Source organism: Staphylococcus sp. Marseille-Q5304 (assembly GCF_943737015.1).
GTDB lineage: Bacteria > Bacillota > Bacilli > Staphylococcales > Staphylococcaceae > Staphylococcus > Staphylococcus hsinchuensis.
Genome location: NZ_CALSFP010000001.1, coordinates 2,161,582 through 2,178,225, shown reverse-complemented (window position 1 = coordinate 2,178,225; position 16,644 = coordinate 2,161,582). Strand labels below are relative to the sequence as shown.

Below are 16,644 nucleotides of genomic sequence, written 5' to 3'. Positions count from 1 at the left end.
TATATATATATTTACAAATAATTAACTGTATTTTTTATATTAACGTATTTATGTAACAATACTATAAGAAATGATGTGAATTTATGAAATTTAAAATAAGGTATATTATGATCATCGTTTTATCATTCATTATTTTTTTAATAGGAAGCTTTTGGACATTGTATAAATCACACCAGGAGCAACAAATTAGAGATAGGTTTTCTAGTACTTTAGAAATGTACCCTATCAAAAACCTAGAAGATCTTTATGATAAAGAAGGCTATCGTGATGAAAACTTTGATAAAGATGATAAAGGGGAATGGGTATTACAATCAAATCTATTAACTCAAAAAGGAAATGCGCCTTTAATTCAAGAAGGCATGGTACTTTATTTAAATCGCAATAATAGAGAAGCTACAGGATTCTATCGTATTAGTAAAATTTCTGAAGATAATAAAGGATATCCAGTTAAAAAAACACAAAAATATCCTGTTAAATTAGTAAATAACAAATTCAAATTGCTAAAATCAGTAGATAATGCAAAGTTGAAACATAAAATAAAGAATTTTAAGTTTTTCTCACAATATGCAAATTTTAAAGAACTATCAAACTATGACCAAAATAATATTTCATATAATCCTAATGTACCAATGTATTCTGTAGAATATCAACTTTCAAACGATGATTACAATGTTAAACAATTACGAAAACACTATGATATTCCTTCCAATAAAGCACCAAAACTTGAATTGAGTGGAACTGGAAATTTAGAAGGTTCCTCAGTCGGATACAAAAAAGTAGAATATTTATTCATACGAAGCAAACAAAAACTTGTCAAATCAAATGACTATATTAAATATCAGCCTACGAGGTGAGCATATGTTTAATAAGAATACAAAATTTCGAATAGACCCTAAAAATTTAACTGCAAATTCCGAAACAATGAGTGTTGTTTCAATGATTAGTTATGAAATTGAAAAAGCTAAGTTTTATGGCGTATCAGATAGAGAAATTCTTGCTCAATTTGATGAAATAAATGACGAACATCGTTTTCCAAATAACATTGAATATTTGAATAGTTACCAATTTTAGAAATGGTGTGAATTTATGAAAACTAAAAAGAGATATATTATAATCATCATTTTATCATTTATTCTTTTTTTAATAGGCGGTGCTTGGACGTTGTACAAATCATACCACGAGCAACAAATTAGAGAAAAATTTTCTAGTACATTAGGAATGTACCCTATCAAAAATCTTGAAGATCTTTATGATAAAGAAGGCCATCGTGATGAAAACTTCGATAAAGATGATAAAGGTCAATGGATTTTAAGTTCTTCCTTTGTCCATGAAAATAGAAGCGCATTAACAGCAGAAGGAATGACACTCTATTTAGATAGAAATACAAAGAAAGCGCATGGATTCTACTTCATCGATAATATTTATGAAGATGAAAAGGGGGCTCCAACTTCTCACGAAAAGAAATACCCTGTTAAACTAAAAAATAATAAAATTATTTTAACAAAAAAAGTTAATGATACGAAATTAAAAGATAAAATAGAAAGTTTCAAATTTTTCTCCCAATATGCGATATACAAAGATTTGTCAAGTTATACTAATGGAAACTTTTCTTATAACCCGAATGTACCTATATATACTGTTGAATATCAACTTTCAAACGAAGATTATAATGTTAAACAATTGAGAGAAAAATATAATATACCAACGAAAAAAGCACCAAAATTAGAATTGCAGAGTACGGGAAATTCAACAGGTACAGCATTGAGTTATAAAAGAGAGGAATTTATTTTTAATCGGAAAGAATATCAAAATCTCGGCTTTACAAATAATTTAAACTTCAAACCAACGAGGTAAAATACGAAAAAAATAAAACCTAATCATAAAATTAATGTAAGAAAAGTGGAATAAGCCTTAAAATTCAATACAACTTTTTATAAAATTAATTAGATTTTATCACTCTTTTTGTATATAATAGTTATTAAATATTAGCAAAAGGGGTATGTATATGAAATTTAAATATGTAACAATTCCATTATTTGCCGCTTCAATTTTATTGACGGCATGTGACATTAACATCAATACGGGTGGCGGGGATGACTCTGATAAATCGAGTAAGCAATCTCAGAGTAAAGATGATAAGAAGAATAATGAACAAGACAATGATAATAAAGAAAGTAATGATAACGAAAACAACAACTCTGATTCGAACAATAACGCTTCATCTAATAACAACAATAATGCGCAAAATGATGATAATCCAGACAACGATACATCAGCTAATAGCAATAATTCCAAAGACGGTGTAGCTCAAAACAGTAATGATGCGCCTTATGTTACACGTGATAACGTAATAGATATTGTTGAATCGTATGAAGGTGACTATTTAGATACATCTGAATATAATTATAAAGAGCCTGAAAAGAAAGGCAATGGAGAATGGGGATTCTCATTTACTGATAAAGATGGTAATTTAGCAGGATCTTATATTATTGATAAAGACGGTTATGTTACAAAATATGATGAAAACGGCGACCCTGAATAAGCCGTTCACATCTAAATATAGGAGATTTTGAGTTTCAAATCTTCCACAAACAAAGACAAGCGCTGTACTTTTTCATCAAAAGTGCAGACGCTTGTCTTTTTATTTTCTTATCTAATACTTAAATCCACCCTTTATCCACGGCTTTTTTCCATGAATCGAAGCGATTTTCGGCTTCGAGTTTATCAATGATTGTTGAAGTGTAATTTCTGACTGTGCCATTGGATAAATACAGTTTTTCTGCAATTTCTTTACTGCTGAGTCCTTCACCGATTTCTCGAAGTACGACTTGTTCTTTATGTGTGAGTGGATTCGAATCCGTAAATAACGACGTCATTAAAGAACTGCTGTATTCTTTGCCCCCTTCCATTACTTTATGGATTGTATCCACTAAATCATCAATTGAGCGTTCTTTGAGTACATATGCATCTACATCATTAGCAACTGCGCGTTCAAAGTAGCCTGGACGTTTAAATGTCGTTACGATAATAACTTTCGTGGGAATATTCAGTTCTTGAATTTTTGCGAGCACTTCTAGTCCTGTCATTTGGGGCATTTCAACATCTAAAATGACGACATCGGGATGAGATTTTTCTATAAATAGTAAGGTTTCAATACCATTTTCAAAATCTCCTACTATTTCTAAATCCTCATTCAAGTTAATGAGTTGCACCATGGCCTGTCTTAACATGCGTTGGTCTTCTGCTATTACGACTGAAATCATTGTACTTCACCTCTAGGTATCTCAATTTCTATTTTCGTCCCGTTATCAGATTTCACGGTGAGCGAACCGTTGAGTAATTTCACTCGATTGGAAATACTTTTTAATTGTGGGACTTTGTTTGTATCGATACCAACACCATTATCACAAATAATCATAGTTAACGTTTCTTGAGATTCTGTTAGCTCACCCGTTACTTTCGTTGCTTGTGCGTGCTTAATCACATTATTGATGGCTTCCTTTAATATCATAGACAGTATGGATTGTTTTGCAGGATTAAGTGATTGGGCAGCACTTTTGTTATGGAATTCAAAATTGAGATTCGCATCATGTAAAACCCTTTCAACCGATGTCACTTCTTCTTCAAAAGATTGGACTTTGAGGTCATCAATGATTACTCTTACTTTATTCAATGCGTCACGGGACAGTTCGTTTACTGCAATCATTTCGTTTTTCGCAGCTTCTGGATCTTTATCGATCAATTTCGTGGCCAACTCAGATTTCATAGTTAAACTCGCAAATACATGGCCTAACGAATCATGTAAATCTTGGCCAATTCGATTCCGCTCTTGATCAGCAATTAAGACATTGATACGTTGATTTTTCTCTTCTAAATCTTTCTTAAATTGGTGCTCTTTTAACATTCTATAGTTGTTTAACATGATCGCTAATATTACAAAGTAAAATATTACTATTTCCACAAATGAATCTGGATACAGTATGATAATGATAATCGCACAAATCAACATCGTCGAAATAAAAGCGTAAAATTCTTTCGACTTTATTTTTACTCTAAATATAAATGGTAATGCAAAAGAGCTATAGAATAAAAATAAACTATTGAAAGGTAAACCAGCATAGACAAAATAACAAATCCCGATGTAATGTATCACGAGCAATATAAAAGTCGTATTTCGTTTCAAAACGTGTGCATAAAAAATCATAATGATATAGGAACATGAAAATATAATTAAGACGACGATATACAATGATTGGTCGCTCTTTTTATCAGAAAATAATCCCCATATAGGAAATAAAATGTAAACAAGCGCTACAAACCGCATTAATAAAGGATTATTATTTTTATACATTTTACCTAGATCTTTACCAACATCTTTAGACTGTTTCCTTAATTGATTTTTGTTTTGCATTTTAAATCTCTTTTCTTTTTTTATTAATCATTAAAGCAATAAATAAGAAGATTAAACTATATCCAACGAGCTTTACAAACGAGTCTATGTTAACGCCATGGTCTTTACCAAAATCGTATGCGATATTTTTTAAATAATAGGTCGGTGTTTTAGTGGCGATATGTTGCATCCATTTAGGAAAGGTGTTGACTGGAAACCATAATCCACCTACAATCGCTAACCCTAAATTGAGTAAATTCGCTAGGCTGCTTGCTTTTTGACTATCTTTCAGTTGAGCAATAACTAATCCTAAAGTAAGGAACAAGCTTGCCCCAAACCATAAAGTAATCCCTGATAATATCCAGTTTTGAAGAGACATTGTCACACCTTTATAGGCATGAGCAACCGTAAACATAATGATAATTGCTAGCGCGAACTGAATCATCGTACGAATCACTTTGACGCTAAAGTACTGACTAGCTCTCAGCGGTGTCGCCATCAAATGACGATACCAACCGTTATTTCTCTCTTCAATCATATCTAATGGGAAGGACATTAAACAAAAGCTCATTAAACTAAATACCGCCATACTATACATGTATTCTTTATAATACTGTTGCTGTTGATTCGCTGGTAAGTCTATTATAGACGTAAACAATAGATAAAATGCAACTGGAAGCAATATCGAGATTAATAAATAAAGCTTTTTACGGAATAATACTTTCAATTCTGTTGATAAATAGACAGCCATCATGATGACGTCACCTCCTCTTCATTACTATCTTGGAACATCATCTCTAATAATGACGTCTTGCGAACTTCAATTTCGTTTAAATCGACATCATATTGAACTAAAACGGGTAGAACCTCGTTCACGTTGGTCGTTTGAACTTTAGTGATTGAATCATCTTGAATCACTTTACAACCTTCACTCAGTTTTTCAGTCACTTCTTCATATTTTTTTGGTAAATAAAGGATTGATAGACGTTCTTTTTCTTTCATACTTTCGAGTGTGTCGTCCATTTGTATCTTACCTTTGTCGAGTAACACAATATGATCAGCCATTCTCTCAACCTCTTCAATGTAATGAGAAGTATATAGAATTGTTTTATTTTCTTTCTTTAACGCACGAATAATTGACCAGAAATGCTCTCTAGTCTCAATATCCATTGCTGACGTAGGCTCATCTAAAATAATTAATTGTGGGTTCCCTATTAAAGTCAGAGCAAAATCTAATATTCTTTGTTGCCCACCTGATAGCGCTGTCGCCATTTGATTCATTTGTCGTGCACTGAACTGTGTAATTTCTAGAAAACGTTGCTTACTCATCGGGTTTTTATACAATGATTGATACAAATTAAATAAGTCTTTTACTTTCATTAATTTAGGAAATTGTGTTCTTTGAAATAAGATTCCCATACTTTGATTATTGATTAATTGTTCTGGATCACTGATTGTTCCAGTGTCTAAAGCACTGTGACCAATTATAATATTAATAAGTGTCGATTTGCCTGCGCCGTTTTTTCCAATTAATGCGCTACATTGGCCTTCTTCTATATTTAAAGAAATATGTTCAAGTACTTGTTGCTTTCCAAATCGTTTTGATAAGTCATTAATTTCTATCATACAACACCCTCCTTTTCTTTAATTAAAGATTATCAAATATTCATAAGGGTGATTAGTTCACTTTGTCATCAATTAAATATGACAAATGTCATTATTTTCGTGTTAAACAATGATTATATTTCATATAAGACATAAAAAAAGAGCCGAATCATCGGCTCTTTATATTTCCTGGGTAATATTTATTTTAGCCATACTTAAACTTTGAACTTTCAATGGGGATTAATTATACATTGTGACAATTAAGCGACCTACGTCACCACTTGCCAATTGGTCAAAGCCTTCATTAATTTCGTCGAGTTTAATCGTTTTACTAATCAATGGATCAACATTTAATCGATGTTGTTGATATAAACTAATAAATCGAGGGATATCACGAGATGGGACACAACTTCCTACATACGAACCTTTAATTGTACGTTCTTCAGCAGCTAAAGTAACCTGTGGAAAGGCGAATTTAGCTTTAGGATCTGGAAGACCTGTTGTCACTGTTGTGCCACCGCGCTTTGTAATTGCATATGCTACGTTCATAGCAGGGACAACGCCAGCTGTTTCGAAAGCATACTCGACACCGCCTGATACATAATCTTTAATTTGATCCACGATATCTTCGTCGCCTGAATTGAAGACAGCTGTCGCGCCTAATGTTTTTGCTAGTTCGAATTTATTTTCATTAATATCTAAAGCGATGATTTCATTAGCTCCCGCTAGTTTCGCGCCGAGAATCGCATTTAAACCAATACCACCGAGTCCAACGACTGCCACATTACTACCCGGACGAATTTGTGCTGTGTTCATTACTGCACCGATACCTGTGATCACCGCACATCCAAAGACTGCCGCACGTTCATATGGAATTTCAGGATTGATTTTAACTAAAGAGTTCTCAGATACGACCGCATATTCAGCAAAGCCAGAAACACCGAGATGATGATGTACTGTACCATCTTTATTAGAGAGTCTGTAGCCTCCCTCTAACATTTCACCGGCCTCGTTAGAAGCAGCGCCATTTTCACATAGTGCTGGACGTCCCTCTCTACAAGGGATACACTTACCGCAACTCGGTATGAATGTACAAACTACGTGATCACCCACTTCGAAATCAGTTACATCGCTCCCAACTTGCGCGATCTCACCAGTCGCCTCATGACCTAAAGCCATCGGTAATGGTCTCGGACGACTACCATTAATCACTGATAAATCTGAGTGACATAAGCCTGCCGCATGAATTTTTAATAGTACCTCATGTGGTTTCGGTTCATCTAACTGTAACGTTTCAATCTTTAAAGGTTTTGATTTTTCATAAGGTGCTTCAAGTCCCATTTCATACAATACTGCTGCTCTTGTTTCCATTGTACCATCCCCTTACTCGTAATAACCGTCTGTAGATTTTCGGAAGCCAGCAAATTGTTCACGATCATGTCCAAACCAAATTTTGGCGTTCTTTTCCTTAGCTCGACGCTTAATCATTTCTACAGATCTTGCCCAACCGATTGAATCATATAAAATGCCAGGTGGTTTCAACGTAGGCTCCATACTTTCTTTGGTATAAATTGCATCAGATGCTAGTATCAGTGTGCCTAATTCTTCAGTTTCAAGTTCTAGGCCAATCATTCCCCATGCATGACCACTGCCAAAGTTTAAGACTTTAACGCCATCGACTAAATGTAAGTAATTTTGATCACGTGCAATTGTCTTCCAAGTTAAATCATTTTTAATCCATGCATCGATGTCACTCCAAATATATGCCCCTTCTTGTTGATTACGAGCGTAACCTTTCATCGCACCACTTAGTTCATCATCATGCACGATGACCGTTGCATTCGTAAAGTATTCTAAACAGCCAGCGTGGTCTAGATGTAAATGTGAAGCGACAACGATATCGACTTCTTTTGGATCTACGCCTAGTTGTTCTAGTCGATTTGGCAAGTGACATGATTCATCTGAGAAATAAGGAAAGGCCTTTTGCGTAGCCGTAATCCAGCGTCCTTCGTCTCCCATCGCATTTGGATTACAAGCAGTATCAAATAAAATCTTCGCATCAGGATGATCAATAAACACTGTGTAAATCGGAAATTCGTGTAATTCATTGGGTTGATTCGGGTTGTCGGTCGTTGCTTGGTTCGAGTTCGCGATCATCAAATTTTTGTCCATCTGCATGCGCCCATTGTCCAATACGTAAATCTTCATGCGTTCTTTCTTAACATTTACCATCATAACAACCCCTTTGAAATTTTTAGTATATTATAACTCTGTTTGTAAGCGTTTTCAAAAAATGTGCATTTTTACGCTTTATACAGAATGGCTGAATTCGTTGAGCCGTGTAGAATTTCATAAAATAAAAAAACTACCCAAAGCTTTGTCTTAAAACTTTGGGTAGTTACTGATATTTGTTTAATTTTTAAAATTTATTAGCGATTGGTTTAAGGTATTTTTAAAACTGAGTAGTCCTTAATTCAGAATTTAGTACATACCTTTTGTGTCATTACTTGTATCAATAAAGATGTTTTTAACTTGTTGATAGTTTTTGATAGCACCTTTGTAAGTTTCACGACCAATTCCTGATTTTTTGTAACCGCCGAATGGTGTGCCTGCTGGGATTTGGTTGTAAGTGTTAACCCAAATACGGCCTGTACGCATTGCTTTAGATACGTTTAATGCACGGTTGATATTTGTTGTAAAGATACCACCTGCAAGGCCATATTCTGAATCGTTAGCAATTTTCACAGCTTCTGCTTCATCTTCGAATTTCTCGATTACAAGTACTGGACCGAAGATTTCTTCTTGCGCTAATTTATATTTGTTACTGTCAATTTCAATCATTGTTGGTTGGAAGAAATAACCTTTGTCTAAGCCATTATCTGTGATGCGTTCGCCACCTGTGATAATGTTAGCACCCTCATCTTCTTTGGCCATTTTAACGTAGCTTTCGATTTTTTCAATTTGTTCTGGACCAGTTTGAGCACTCATTTTCACATCTTCATCAAATGGATCTCCGACTTTAATATTTTCAAATGCCTCTTTCAATTTAGGAATTAATTTATCATAAATTGATGATTGTACGAGTAAACGAGATCCTGCACTACAAACCTCACCTTGGTTGAATAAGATACCAAGTTGTACACCTTCAACGACTTGATCTAAGTTCGCATCATCGAAAATAATGTTGGCACTCTTACCACCAAGCTCTAACGTTGTTGGTACAATGCGTTCTGCACCAGCTTCAGCTACGCCATAACCTACATCAGTAGAACCAGTGAATGATAATTTGTCCACGCCTTCATGTTTAAAGATCGCGTCACCTGATTCAGAACCTTTACCAGTTAAGATGTTTACCACACCTTTTGGTAATACTTCTTGGAAAATCTTAGCCGCTTCAATTAATGATAACGGAGTTGAAGAAGAAGGTTGAATCACAACTGTATTACCTGCAGCAAGTGCTGGCGCTAATTTCCATGATGCTAATAACATTGGGAAGTTCCATGCTACAACAGCACCGACAACACCCACAGGTTCATGTACAACGAGACTCATTGTATTCTCATCGATTTCATTCACTGAACCTTCGTCCGTTGTTAAGACGCTAGCAAAATATTTAAAATGATTTGCCGCGAAAGGAATATCAATTGTTGATGTTTCGCGATATGGCTTACCATTTTGTAATGATTCAACTGTTGCTAAACGCTCAGTATTTTCATGCATTTTTCTACTAATTTCTAATAAATAATCCGCACGTTTTTCTTTAGAAATCTTACTCCAACTATCAAAAGCATCTGTCGCAGCTTGCACAGCTTTGTCGACATCATCTTTATTTGCACGTGCGACTTTACTTAAATCCTCACCGTTTGCTGGGTTTGATACAGTAAGTGTTTCGCCACTGCTACTTTGTTGGAATTCATTATTGATAAATAGACCATAACTTTCATTGATAAAATCTCTAACGTTAATGTTTGTCATATTTATACACTCCTTACCGTGCTATATTTTAAAAACACATATCTATATACATTTGCTTATAACTCGAATTATATTCTGTTTGTTACTATATTATATGATTTTAAAATGAATTATTAAAATATTCAGCTCATATATTAAGAGGGAGGGATTTTATTAAATAGCACAACAATCACATTCTTACGCTTTCCAATGCTCGAATAGCGGACCTTCTTTGCCATAAATTGGATCGCTTTCTGGAAGTGGTACTGATTTTATATTTTCAAGTGATTGAGGACGTTCACTTTGTTCTCCGTAACACATATCATGCGTGTCACCATTTGGATAGGCACCTAAAATTTTAAAGTCTGAACTTGCATCTAATCGCTTATGTCCCGTTCCTGCTGGTAAGATAACAACATCTCCTGTTTCAGCATGCACCGTTTCACCTTGTTCTCCACCTAATTGCACTTGAGCTTCCCCTTGCAGAACAATAAGTAATTCGTGTGCATTACTGTGAAAATGATGATATGGAAAAACACCATTTACACATGAATTCCCCCATATATTTTCATTTATTATTTCTGTTAATTGGTCGTTACTGTCCATTGCATTTTTATAAATGAGTACGGGAAAATGGGGGTTGTTAGGAATAGCCCCATCATCTTCAAACTGTAATGTTACAACTTCAATATCGTTTTGTTGTTTCACGCTAAACACTCCTTTTAAATTTCTATTTAATTATTGTTTAACCACATTTGAGAAAATTACTGATTAAATTTTAGGTATAGAAATCAAAAAATCGAAACGACATCTCTATCGTTTCGATTCTTGGTAAGTTATGTAACTTTAATATTGTGATTTATTATTTTCATTTTGAGTCATTGTATTCTCATCAATTTGTACACTATTGTTGGTAGCTGTAGTACCAGTAGAATTTTGTGCATATGATTCAGATTGAGGTCGTTGATTATAGAAGTTTCCTTGAGTATGCTTTAAACAACTTCCGCCATCACCATAGTTATTTGGTGTGTTGTCACCAGGAATGATTAACACGATTAACGTATAAAGTGCCACTAGACCTGCAACGACTGTCCCAAACGCGCCTGCGATTAATGTAAGTCCAATCACACCAGAACCACTCGCACTTGCAGCGGCGACTATAGCAAATACAAACATAACCGCAGCAAACGTTGCAATAAATCCACTAATGTATGACACTATCGCTAACGCCATCGTACGATTGGTGTCATGTAGACGTCTCACCATGACTGTAAATGTTGGAATAATGATCGCTAAAGCAAACAGACTGCTAAGAAACCCAGCAGAAACAATCCCTAAAAGTGATGAAATAACAAAATTAATCCAAAATGGATGCCAATAATCCGCTCTTCTAGATCTTCCCTTTACATCTAAAAACCTTGTCCAAAACTCTTTGTAACTTTTCACTACTTGATTTTGAGTATCTTCCATACATATTTCCCCCATAATTTGATAATTATATTATACGAAACATAATTGTAAAAAACAATTACATTAAGGTAGAAATATATATACTTCATCAAAATACTAATATCTATATTATTTTGTTGTTTAGATATTTAAAGTATTACAATTATTAAGCATTGAGAGCAACTCGAATTCCATTACACTCATATTACTTTTTAAATAAATAGTAAATTTGGAAAAATAGAATAACTTATTTGATATATTAATATTGAAATAAACATCTTATAGGAGGCGCTTCTGATTTTAAAAAACTATTTAAATGGGCGTAAATTTATTGCAATATTGATTATTACACTGCTTACGAGTGTATCAATATTTTCTTATCATAAAGCAGATGCTGCGAAATACCCAGATGATTTTAAAATTACGACACATAATGTCTACTTTATGCCACAAGCAATTTATCCAAACTGGGGACAAATGCAACGCGCTAATTTAATTCCAAAAGCAAATTACATACAAAATCAAGACGTTATCATTTTTAATGAATTATTCGATAAACAAGCAACAACTCAATTTTTAAATAATTTATCATCACAATATCCATATCAAACACCTATCGTTGGAAAAAATAAAGAAGGTTGGAATCGTACTTCAGGCTCTTATAACCCTGCTAAAGTAGTAAATGGGGGTGTAAATATTGTGAGTAAATGGCCTATTTTAGAAAAAGAACAACACATTTATAAAAATGGCTGTGGCGCAGATGGATTCAGTAATAAAGGTTTTGCATATATTAAAATAAATAAAAATGGAAAACCGTATCATATCATTGGAACACATTTACAAGCTGAAGATGGTTCATGTATAAAAGGAAAAGACCGCACAATTAGAGAAAGTCAAATGCATGAAATTCGCCAGTTCATTAAAGATAAACAAATCCCTAAAGATGAAGCTGTCTTTATCGGTGGTGACCTTAATGTAATCAAAGGATCTGATGAATATAGTCAAATGTTCGATCATTTAAATGTCACGCAACCTACATCTTTCAGTGGGCATAATTATAGTTGGGACACGCAAACAAATGGTATTGCACATTACAATTATCCAAAACTAGCACCGCAACATTTAGATTACATTCTACCTGATAAAGATCATGCACAACCAAGTTCATGGGATAACAAAGTACACAAAGCTAAGTCACCACAATGGTCGGTCACATCATGGGGTAAAGATTATCAATATAACGATTATTCAGATCATTACCCATTAGCCGCTTCAACTGGAACTTAAAACACATATGAATTAGGGAATAGGACAGAAATCGAATTTTCTAATAGATATTTCGTAGTTCCACCTTGGCAGGGATGACTAGAATTGAGAAAAGCTTGATATAAGCGCATATTCAATTCAGACCTCTACTGTCTAGTTGAAAAAGAGTCTGAGACAAAAATAGTTGTCTCAGACTCTTTTTATTTCCCAGGTTATAACCCAAGGTACTCTTCTAATGTAAGATGAGATTCATAAATAGCTTTAGCATGTTTCTTACCAACGTAACGTATATGCCAAGGTTCGTATTGATACCCAGTAATCGTTTCTTTGCCTTTCGGATATCTTATAATAAACCCATATTCATGTGCGTGTGCTTTCAACCATTTACCTGCTTTCGTCTTAACAAAATCTGTATTGAAATTAACTTGAGGTGTCTTAGTTGAGCCTATATCAAACGATAACCCAGATTGATGTTCTGAACTACCGGGTTTCGCACTGTATTTATTTGCTGCTTTCTCCCCATCTTTTTTCACGTAATTATTAAATAATGTTTGTTGTCTTTGATAACTTCTAAAACCACTCGTGATTGTGAGCTTGAGTCCTTTTTTATTTCCATCATTTAGTAGCTTCGTTAAAGCAGTTCTAGCAGATTTATCAACACCTGGATTATAATCTGATGGTAGTGGTATTTTCTTATTTACGATTAAAATATCGTCTATAAATGTTACTCCATTTTTTATCTTTTTCTTATGATTGTTATTGGTTCCTTGTTTTTTATGTGCGTCTGTATTACCTGGCTTAGCGTCATCCTTACGCCACTGATTTGAGCACGCCATGAGGATTATGCTTATAAACACGATGCCTATTATTAATTTTTTCATCTCAGATACCCCCAATTGTATGAATTATATAACGATTGACAAACATTCAATAGTAATAATATTCTAAAAAACCTTATTATTTTAATTATATAATACCATACTTAAAAAGGAGCTTATATAGTGATTTTATAAATCTTATCATTAAAAAAAGGCTGGTTCGTAACCAGCGCTTAATTTTACGAAATTTCTTCTTTGTACCTTATGAAAGACTTTATAGGTTTTTGATTAGCTCAGTAAGTAATGTTGTTCTTGGCACTACAAACTTTTTATTTATATGTTCGTTTCTTGCGTGAGGGCCACCGCCTACGCCCCCTAATCCGTCTAAGGTAGGTGTTCCTTGAGCAGCAATAAAGCTCCCATCGCTTCCTCCTCCAACGGCAACTTGTTCGAGTTCAAAGCCTATTGATTGAGCATAGCTTTTGGCTTGTTGGAATAATACCTCTGTTTGTTCGGTCTTCATCATCACTGGTCGTACTTCTCCACCTTGAATCTCAATCTCAACTTGATTATTATATGGTTTCAAAGCATGGATGCGTTCATTAATCTCTTTGCCATTTTGTGGTGTCGTTATACGAACATCAACTTTAATTTGTGCATGTTCAGGTCTTACATTAATTCCAGAACCACCTTGAATTTCTCCAACATTCACTGTTGTACCTTGTTCATAATCGGTCATATTTTCCAGATCAATGACTTGATGTGCAGCTTCCTGAATCGCACTTTGTCCTGATTGATGATCATTGCCTGAATGCGAACCTTTCCCTTTAAATTGAATCGTATATCTATTGATGCCTTTTCTAAAGGTTTTAAGTGCACCAGTTTCACCTGTTGCAGCTTCCGCCACTAAACCAAATTTACTGTTGCGTGCTTCTGATTCAATGTAAGGACGTGATGTAGGAGATGCAATACCTTCATGGTCGCCATTAAATAAGACGACTATTTTTTTGTTCGTTGTCGTATCATGTTCTTTTAACGCTCTTAATGCCCATAATATTTGGACATCGCCTGTTTTCATATCAATGACACCAGGGCCATAAATGGTTTCATCTTCTTCGACTAAAGGTAAGTCACCCTTTTGCCACACCGTATCAAAATGACCACTAATTAATATTTGCTCTTCACCTTCACCAAATTCAAAACGAATGTGGTTGCCGGTCTCTTCTTGTTCAATTATTTGAGGTTTAATGTCTAAATATGACTGAATCTTGTTACATAGCCAAGCACCCGCTTCATCAACTGCTTGCTTATCAGCGGTTGGTGATTCTATTTTCACGAATGTCTTAATATCATCTATAATTTCTTGTTCATGTTCAGTTAAATATGTTTGTATCACGTTCATTGCCTAACGCTCCTATTCAATTAAATTATTTGAATCATCATTGAGTTCTTCTAATTTTTGAATACGTTTTTGAACTTCTTCATTATATTCTTCTCTATAACTACTAAATACAAGGTTTAAAATACTAATCACAGGTGCTATTTCGTTATACCCACTCACATCTCTATTTGTTCTGGCTAAAATCGCCACATCAGAAGGTTGATAATATGGAGATAAAGTATTATTTGTAACACTGATTGTTTTAAGATTTAGTGACTTTGCATAATTAAAGAAATCAAAAGTTTCGCGATGATATCTTGGGAATGAAATTGTAATGAGTAAATCGTTCTCCATCATATCTAACTTATATTGATTTAAATTACTTTGAGAAACAATTATCACGTTAGATCTATAAGTGCTTAATACATATCCGAACCATTCTGCAGTCGCTTTCGAAGTGTTTTTACCAATGATGTAAACTTTATTTGCTTCATGTATTAAATTAACAGCCTTTGTTAAAGTAGCGTGGTCTATTTTATCAGCACCTTCGCGTATCAACTGAACGTCTCTCTCAATTGAATCAAATGTCCCTTTCGTCTCATCTACATCTTGATTGGTCTGAAAGATACTATCTCTTATAGCTGCCTGTAATTCAGAATAACCACTAAATCCGATTGTATATGCAAAGCGAATTATCGTTGCTTCACTGACGCCAACCTTTTTCTGCATTTGAATCAAAGTTAAATAAGAACTTTCATTTAAATTGTCTAAAATAAAGTTAGCTACTTTCTGCTTCCCTGTGGAAAGTGTGTTGTATTTATCTTCAATGATTGATGTAATAACATTCGCCATACTTAAGCTCCTTTAATTATTTTCATAAAGTTTAGCATATCTTACCATTCGTTCTCCTGAAAATGTATAACGTGGATAATTGATTGCGGCAATTAAACCATCATACGGTGCTAAAATTGTTTCATTATCTAATTCACCTAATACATCTCCTTTGAAACAATGTTCGCCTGAGTGTCGTTTAGGATTAAAGAAGCCGTGTTTTTTTGCACTTATTGTTTCTATATTTTCATGAAAAATAAGGTCATCTATTGCAACATCATTTTTACCATGTTGTGTCTTAATGACACCGATTGAATTCAATAAACTAAACATGCGTTTCAGTGCGAATTGAGCAGTTTCTAAATCAACCATTCCATCAGGCTGGCCACCTTTTAATTCTAAAAGTGCTGCTTGCTGACCAACTTTACAAGCTTCTAAAAACAATTGTCCAGAAGCGCCGCCTGAACGCACCACATGTTTAATTCCAATCTGGCTTGCTAATTTATATTGTTCTTCATAATCCTGATACAAACTCATCACGTAATTCGATCCATGCTGCCCACAACAATGCAAATCAATGATGTAATATGCCTCCCGTGTTTCTTGCCAAATATGATGCGCTAATTGCATCGATTGGGAACCATCTTTATTACCTGGGAAAATTCGATTCAAATCCAAATTATCATAAGGCGATGTTCTCGTTCTATTAAAATAAGCTGGTTTGTTTACAATCGGAATAATCTTTACCTTACCTTTTATTGAATAGTTAGGTAGTAATTCTATTAACTGAAATGCTACGTGAATCGCAGTTTGTTCTACACCATGAATCCCAGCTGTAAAAACAATTTCTGGACCTTCCTCATTATCGTTAAACTCGTATACATCATAAGTAGATAAACTTGGGTTTTGGAAAGTTATTTCTTTCATAATGGAAGCACTCCTTTAAATAT

17 protein-coding genes and 1 pseudogene are annotated in these 16,644 nt (G+C 34.2%); 5 read left to right on the top strand and 13 right to left on the bottom strand.

All coding sequences use genetic code 11. The features are described 5' to 3' along the window. The first annotated feature begins 83 nt into the window (after nucleotides 1–83). From NGI30_RS10815 to NGI30_RS10800, 4 genes and pseudogenes are all read left to right on the top strand, one after another. Complete coding sequence (locus NGI30_RS10815) at nucleotides 84–854, top strand: tandem-type lipoprotein (RefSeq protein WP_251943874.1); 771 nt, start codon at nucleotides 84–86, stop codon at nucleotides 852–854. Nucleotides 855–858: 4 nt separating this feature from the next. Beyond that, nucleotides 859–1,071 carry a hypothetical protein gene (locus tag NGI30_RS10810; protein ID WP_251943872.1) on the top strand — a complete coding sequence of 71 codons (213 nt, stop codon included), beginning with the start codon at nucleotides 859–861 and terminating at the stop codon, nucleotides 1,069–1,071. Between the two features lie 15 nt (nucleotides 1,072–1,086). Continuing rightward, nucleotides 1,087–1,854 carry a tandem-type lipoprotein gene (locus NGI30_RS10805; RefSeq protein ID WP_251521749.1) on the top strand — a complete coding sequence of 256 codons (768 nt, stop codon included), beginning with the start codon at nucleotides 1,087–1,089 and terminating at the stop codon, nucleotides 1,852–1,854. A 472-nt stretch (nucleotides 1,855–2,326) separates the two neighbouring features. After that, a pseudogene (locus tag NGI30_RS10800) lies at nucleotides 2,327–2,542 on the top strand (hypothetical protein); the annotation flags it as partial. Nucleotides 2,543–2,660: 118 nt separating this feature from the next. Here NGI30_RS10800 and NGI30_RS10795 read toward each other — a convergent pair. From NGI30_RS10795 to NGI30_RS10755, 9 genes are all read right to left on the bottom strand, one after another. Further along, complete coding sequence (locus NGI30_RS10795) at nucleotides 2,661–3,263, bottom strand: response regulator transcription factor (protein ID WP_251521746.1); 603 nt, start codon at nucleotides 3,261–3,263, stop codon at nucleotides 2,661–2,663. Continuing rightward, a complete protein-coding gene (locus NGI30_RS10790) occupies nucleotides 3,260–4,351 on the bottom strand; it encodes a sensor histidine kinase (protein ID WP_251944010.1) in 1,092 nt (363 codons plus the stop codon). The genes NGI30_RS10795 and NGI30_RS10790 overlap by 4 nt, the downstream gene beginning before the upstream one ends. Nucleotides 4,352–4,412: 61 nt before the next feature. After that, nucleotides 4,413–5,144 carry an ABC transporter permease gene (locus tag NGI30_RS10785; RefSeq protein ID WP_251521743.1) on the bottom strand — a complete coding sequence of 244 codons (732 nt, stop codon included), beginning with the start codon at nucleotides 5,142–5,144 and terminating at the stop codon, nucleotides 4,413–4,415. Beyond that, complete coding sequence (locus NGI30_RS10780; protein ID WP_251943870.1) at nucleotides 5,141–6,016, bottom strand: ABC transporter ATP-binding protein; 876 nt, start codon at nucleotides 6,014–6,016, stop codon at nucleotides 5,141–5,143. The genes NGI30_RS10785 and NGI30_RS10780 overlap by 4 nt, the downstream gene beginning before the upstream one ends. A gap of 219 nt (nucleotides 6,017–6,235) precedes the next feature. Continuing rightward, complete coding sequence (locus tag NGI30_RS10775) at nucleotides 6,236–7,366, bottom strand: zinc-dependent alcohol dehydrogenase family protein (protein ID WP_251943867.1); 1,131 nt, start codon at nucleotides 7,364–7,366, stop codon at nucleotides 6,236–6,238. A gap of 12 nt (nucleotides 7,367–7,378) precedes the next feature. Next, nucleotides 7,379–8,227 carry an AhlS family quorum-quenching N-acyl homoserine lactonase gene (ahlS, locus tag NGI30_RS10770; RefSeq protein WP_251943864.1) on the bottom strand — a complete coding sequence of 283 codons (849 nt, stop codon included), beginning with the start codon at nucleotides 8,225–8,227 and terminating at the stop codon, nucleotides 7,379–7,381. A gap of 249 nt (nucleotides 8,228–8,476) precedes the next feature. Further along, on the bottom strand, nucleotides 8,477–9,970 hold the full coding sequence (locus tag NGI30_RS10765) for an aldehyde dehydrogenase family protein (protein ID WP_251943860.1): 1,494 nt from the start codon (nucleotides 9,968–9,970) through the stop codon (nucleotides 8,477–8,479). Between the two features lie 177 nt (nucleotides 9,971–10,147). After that, a complete protein-coding gene (locus NGI30_RS10760; RefSeq protein WP_251943857.1) occupies nucleotides 10,148–10,657 on the bottom strand; it encodes a cupin domain-containing protein in 510 nt (169 codons plus the stop codon). A 138-nt stretch (nucleotides 10,658–10,795) separates the two neighbouring features. Next, on the bottom strand, nucleotides 10,796–11,419 hold the full coding sequence (locus NGI30_RS10755; protein WP_251943854.1) for a DUF805 domain-containing protein: 624 nt from the start codon (nucleotides 11,417–11,419) through the stop codon (nucleotides 10,796–10,798). A 330-nt stretch (nucleotides 11,420–11,749) separates the two neighbouring features. Here NGI30_RS10755 and sph point away from each other — a divergent pair, with 330 nt between their 5' ends. Next, a complete protein-coding gene (gene sph, locus NGI30_RS10750; RefSeq protein WP_418129332.1) occupies nucleotides 11,750–12,685 on the top strand; it encodes a sphingomyelin phosphodiesterase in 936 nt (311 codons plus the stop codon). A gap of 191 nt (nucleotides 12,686–12,876) precedes the next feature. Here sph and NGI30_RS10745 read toward each other — a convergent pair whose 3' ends face one another. The 4 genes from NGI30_RS10745 to NGI30_RS10730 form a co-directional block, all read right to left on the bottom strand. Further along, nucleotides 12,877–13,545 carry a M15 family metallopeptidase gene (locus tag NGI30_RS10745; protein ID WP_251521721.1) on the bottom strand — a complete coding sequence of 223 codons (669 nt, stop codon included), beginning with the start codon at nucleotides 13,543–13,545 and terminating at the stop codon, nucleotides 12,877–12,879. Nucleotides 13,546–13,756: 211 nt separating this feature from the next. Continuing rightward, nucleotides 13,757–14,884, bottom strand: coding sequence for a M20 family metallopeptidase (locus tag NGI30_RS10740; protein WP_251521718.1), 1,128 nt, complete (start codon nucleotides 14,882–14,884; stop codon nucleotides 13,757–13,759). A 12-nt stretch (nucleotides 14,885–14,896) separates the two neighbouring features. Continuing rightward, nucleotides 14,897–15,715, bottom strand: a complete 819-nt coding sequence (locus NGI30_RS10735) for a MurR/RpiR family transcriptional regulator (RefSeq protein WP_251521715.1) — start codon at nucleotides 15,713–15,715, stop codon at nucleotides 14,897–14,899. Nucleotides 15,716–15,727: 12 nt separating this feature from the next. After that, nucleotides 15,728–16,621: a succinylglutamate desuccinylase/aspartoacylase family protein gene (locus NGI30_RS10730; RefSeq protein ID WP_251943852.1), complete on the bottom strand. Its 894-nt coding sequence runs from the start codon at nucleotides 16,619–16,621 to the stop codon at nucleotides 15,728–15,730. Nucleotides 16,622–16,644 lie beyond the last annotated feature (23 nt).

Bases quoted from the DNA above. Each gene is read 5' to 3' on its own strand.
- NGI30_RS10815 (WP_251943874.1), top strand. From the start codon at position 84: ATGAAATTTAAAATAAGGTATATTATGATCATCGTTTTATCATTCATT.
- NGI30_RS10810 (WP_251943872.1), top strand. From the start codon at position 859: ATGTTTAATAAGAATACAAAATTTCGAATAGACCCTAAAAATTTAACT.
- NGI30_RS10805 (WP_251521749.1), top strand. From the start codon at position 1,087: ATGAAAACTAAAAAGAGATATATTATAATCATCATTTTATCATTTATT.
- NGI30_RS10795 (WP_251521746.1), bottom strand. From the start codon at position 3,263: ATGATTTCAGTCGTAATAGCAGAAGACCAACGCATGTTAAGACAGGCC.
- NGI30_RS10790 (WP_251944010.1), bottom strand. From the start codon at position 4,351: ATGTATAAAAATAATAATCCTTTATTAATGCGGTTTGTAGCGCTTGTT.
- NGI30_RS10785 (WP_251521743.1), bottom strand. From the start codon at position 5,144: ATGATGGCTGTCTATTTATCAACAGAATTGAAAGTATTATTCCGTAAA.
- NGI30_RS10780 (WP_251943870.1), bottom strand. From the start codon at position 6,016: ATGATAGAAATTAATGACTTATCAAAACGATTTGGAAAGCAACAAGTA.
- NGI30_RS10775 (WP_251943867.1), bottom strand. From the start codon at position 7,366: ATGGAAACAAGAGCAGCAGTATTGTATGAAATGGGACTTGAAGCACCT.
- ahlS (WP_251943864.1), bottom strand. From the start codon at position 8,227: ATGGTAAATGTTAAGAAAGAACGCATGAAGATTTACGTATTGGACAAT.
- NGI30_RS10765 (WP_251943860.1), bottom strand. From the start codon at position 9,970: ATGACAAACATTAACGTTAGAGATTTTATCAATGAAAGTTATGGTCTA.
- NGI30_RS10755 (WP_251943854.1), bottom strand. From the start codon at position 11,419: ATGGAAGATACTCAAAATCAAGTAGTGAAAAGTTACAAAGAGTTTTGG.
- NGI30_RS10745 (WP_251521721.1), bottom strand. From the start codon at position 13,545: ATGAAAAAATTAATAATAGGCATCGTGTTTATAAGCATAATCCTCATG.
- NGI30_RS10740 (WP_251521718.1), bottom strand. From the start codon at position 14,884: ATGAACGTGATACAAACATATTTAACTGAACATGAACAAGAAATTATA.
- NGI30_RS10735 (WP_251521715.1), bottom strand. From the start codon at position 15,715: ATGGCGAATGTTATTACATCAATCATTGAAGATAAATACAACACACTT.
- NGI30_RS10730 (WP_251943852.1), bottom strand. From the start codon at position 16,621: ATGAAAGAAATAACTTTCCAAAACCCAAGTTTATCTACTTATGATGTA.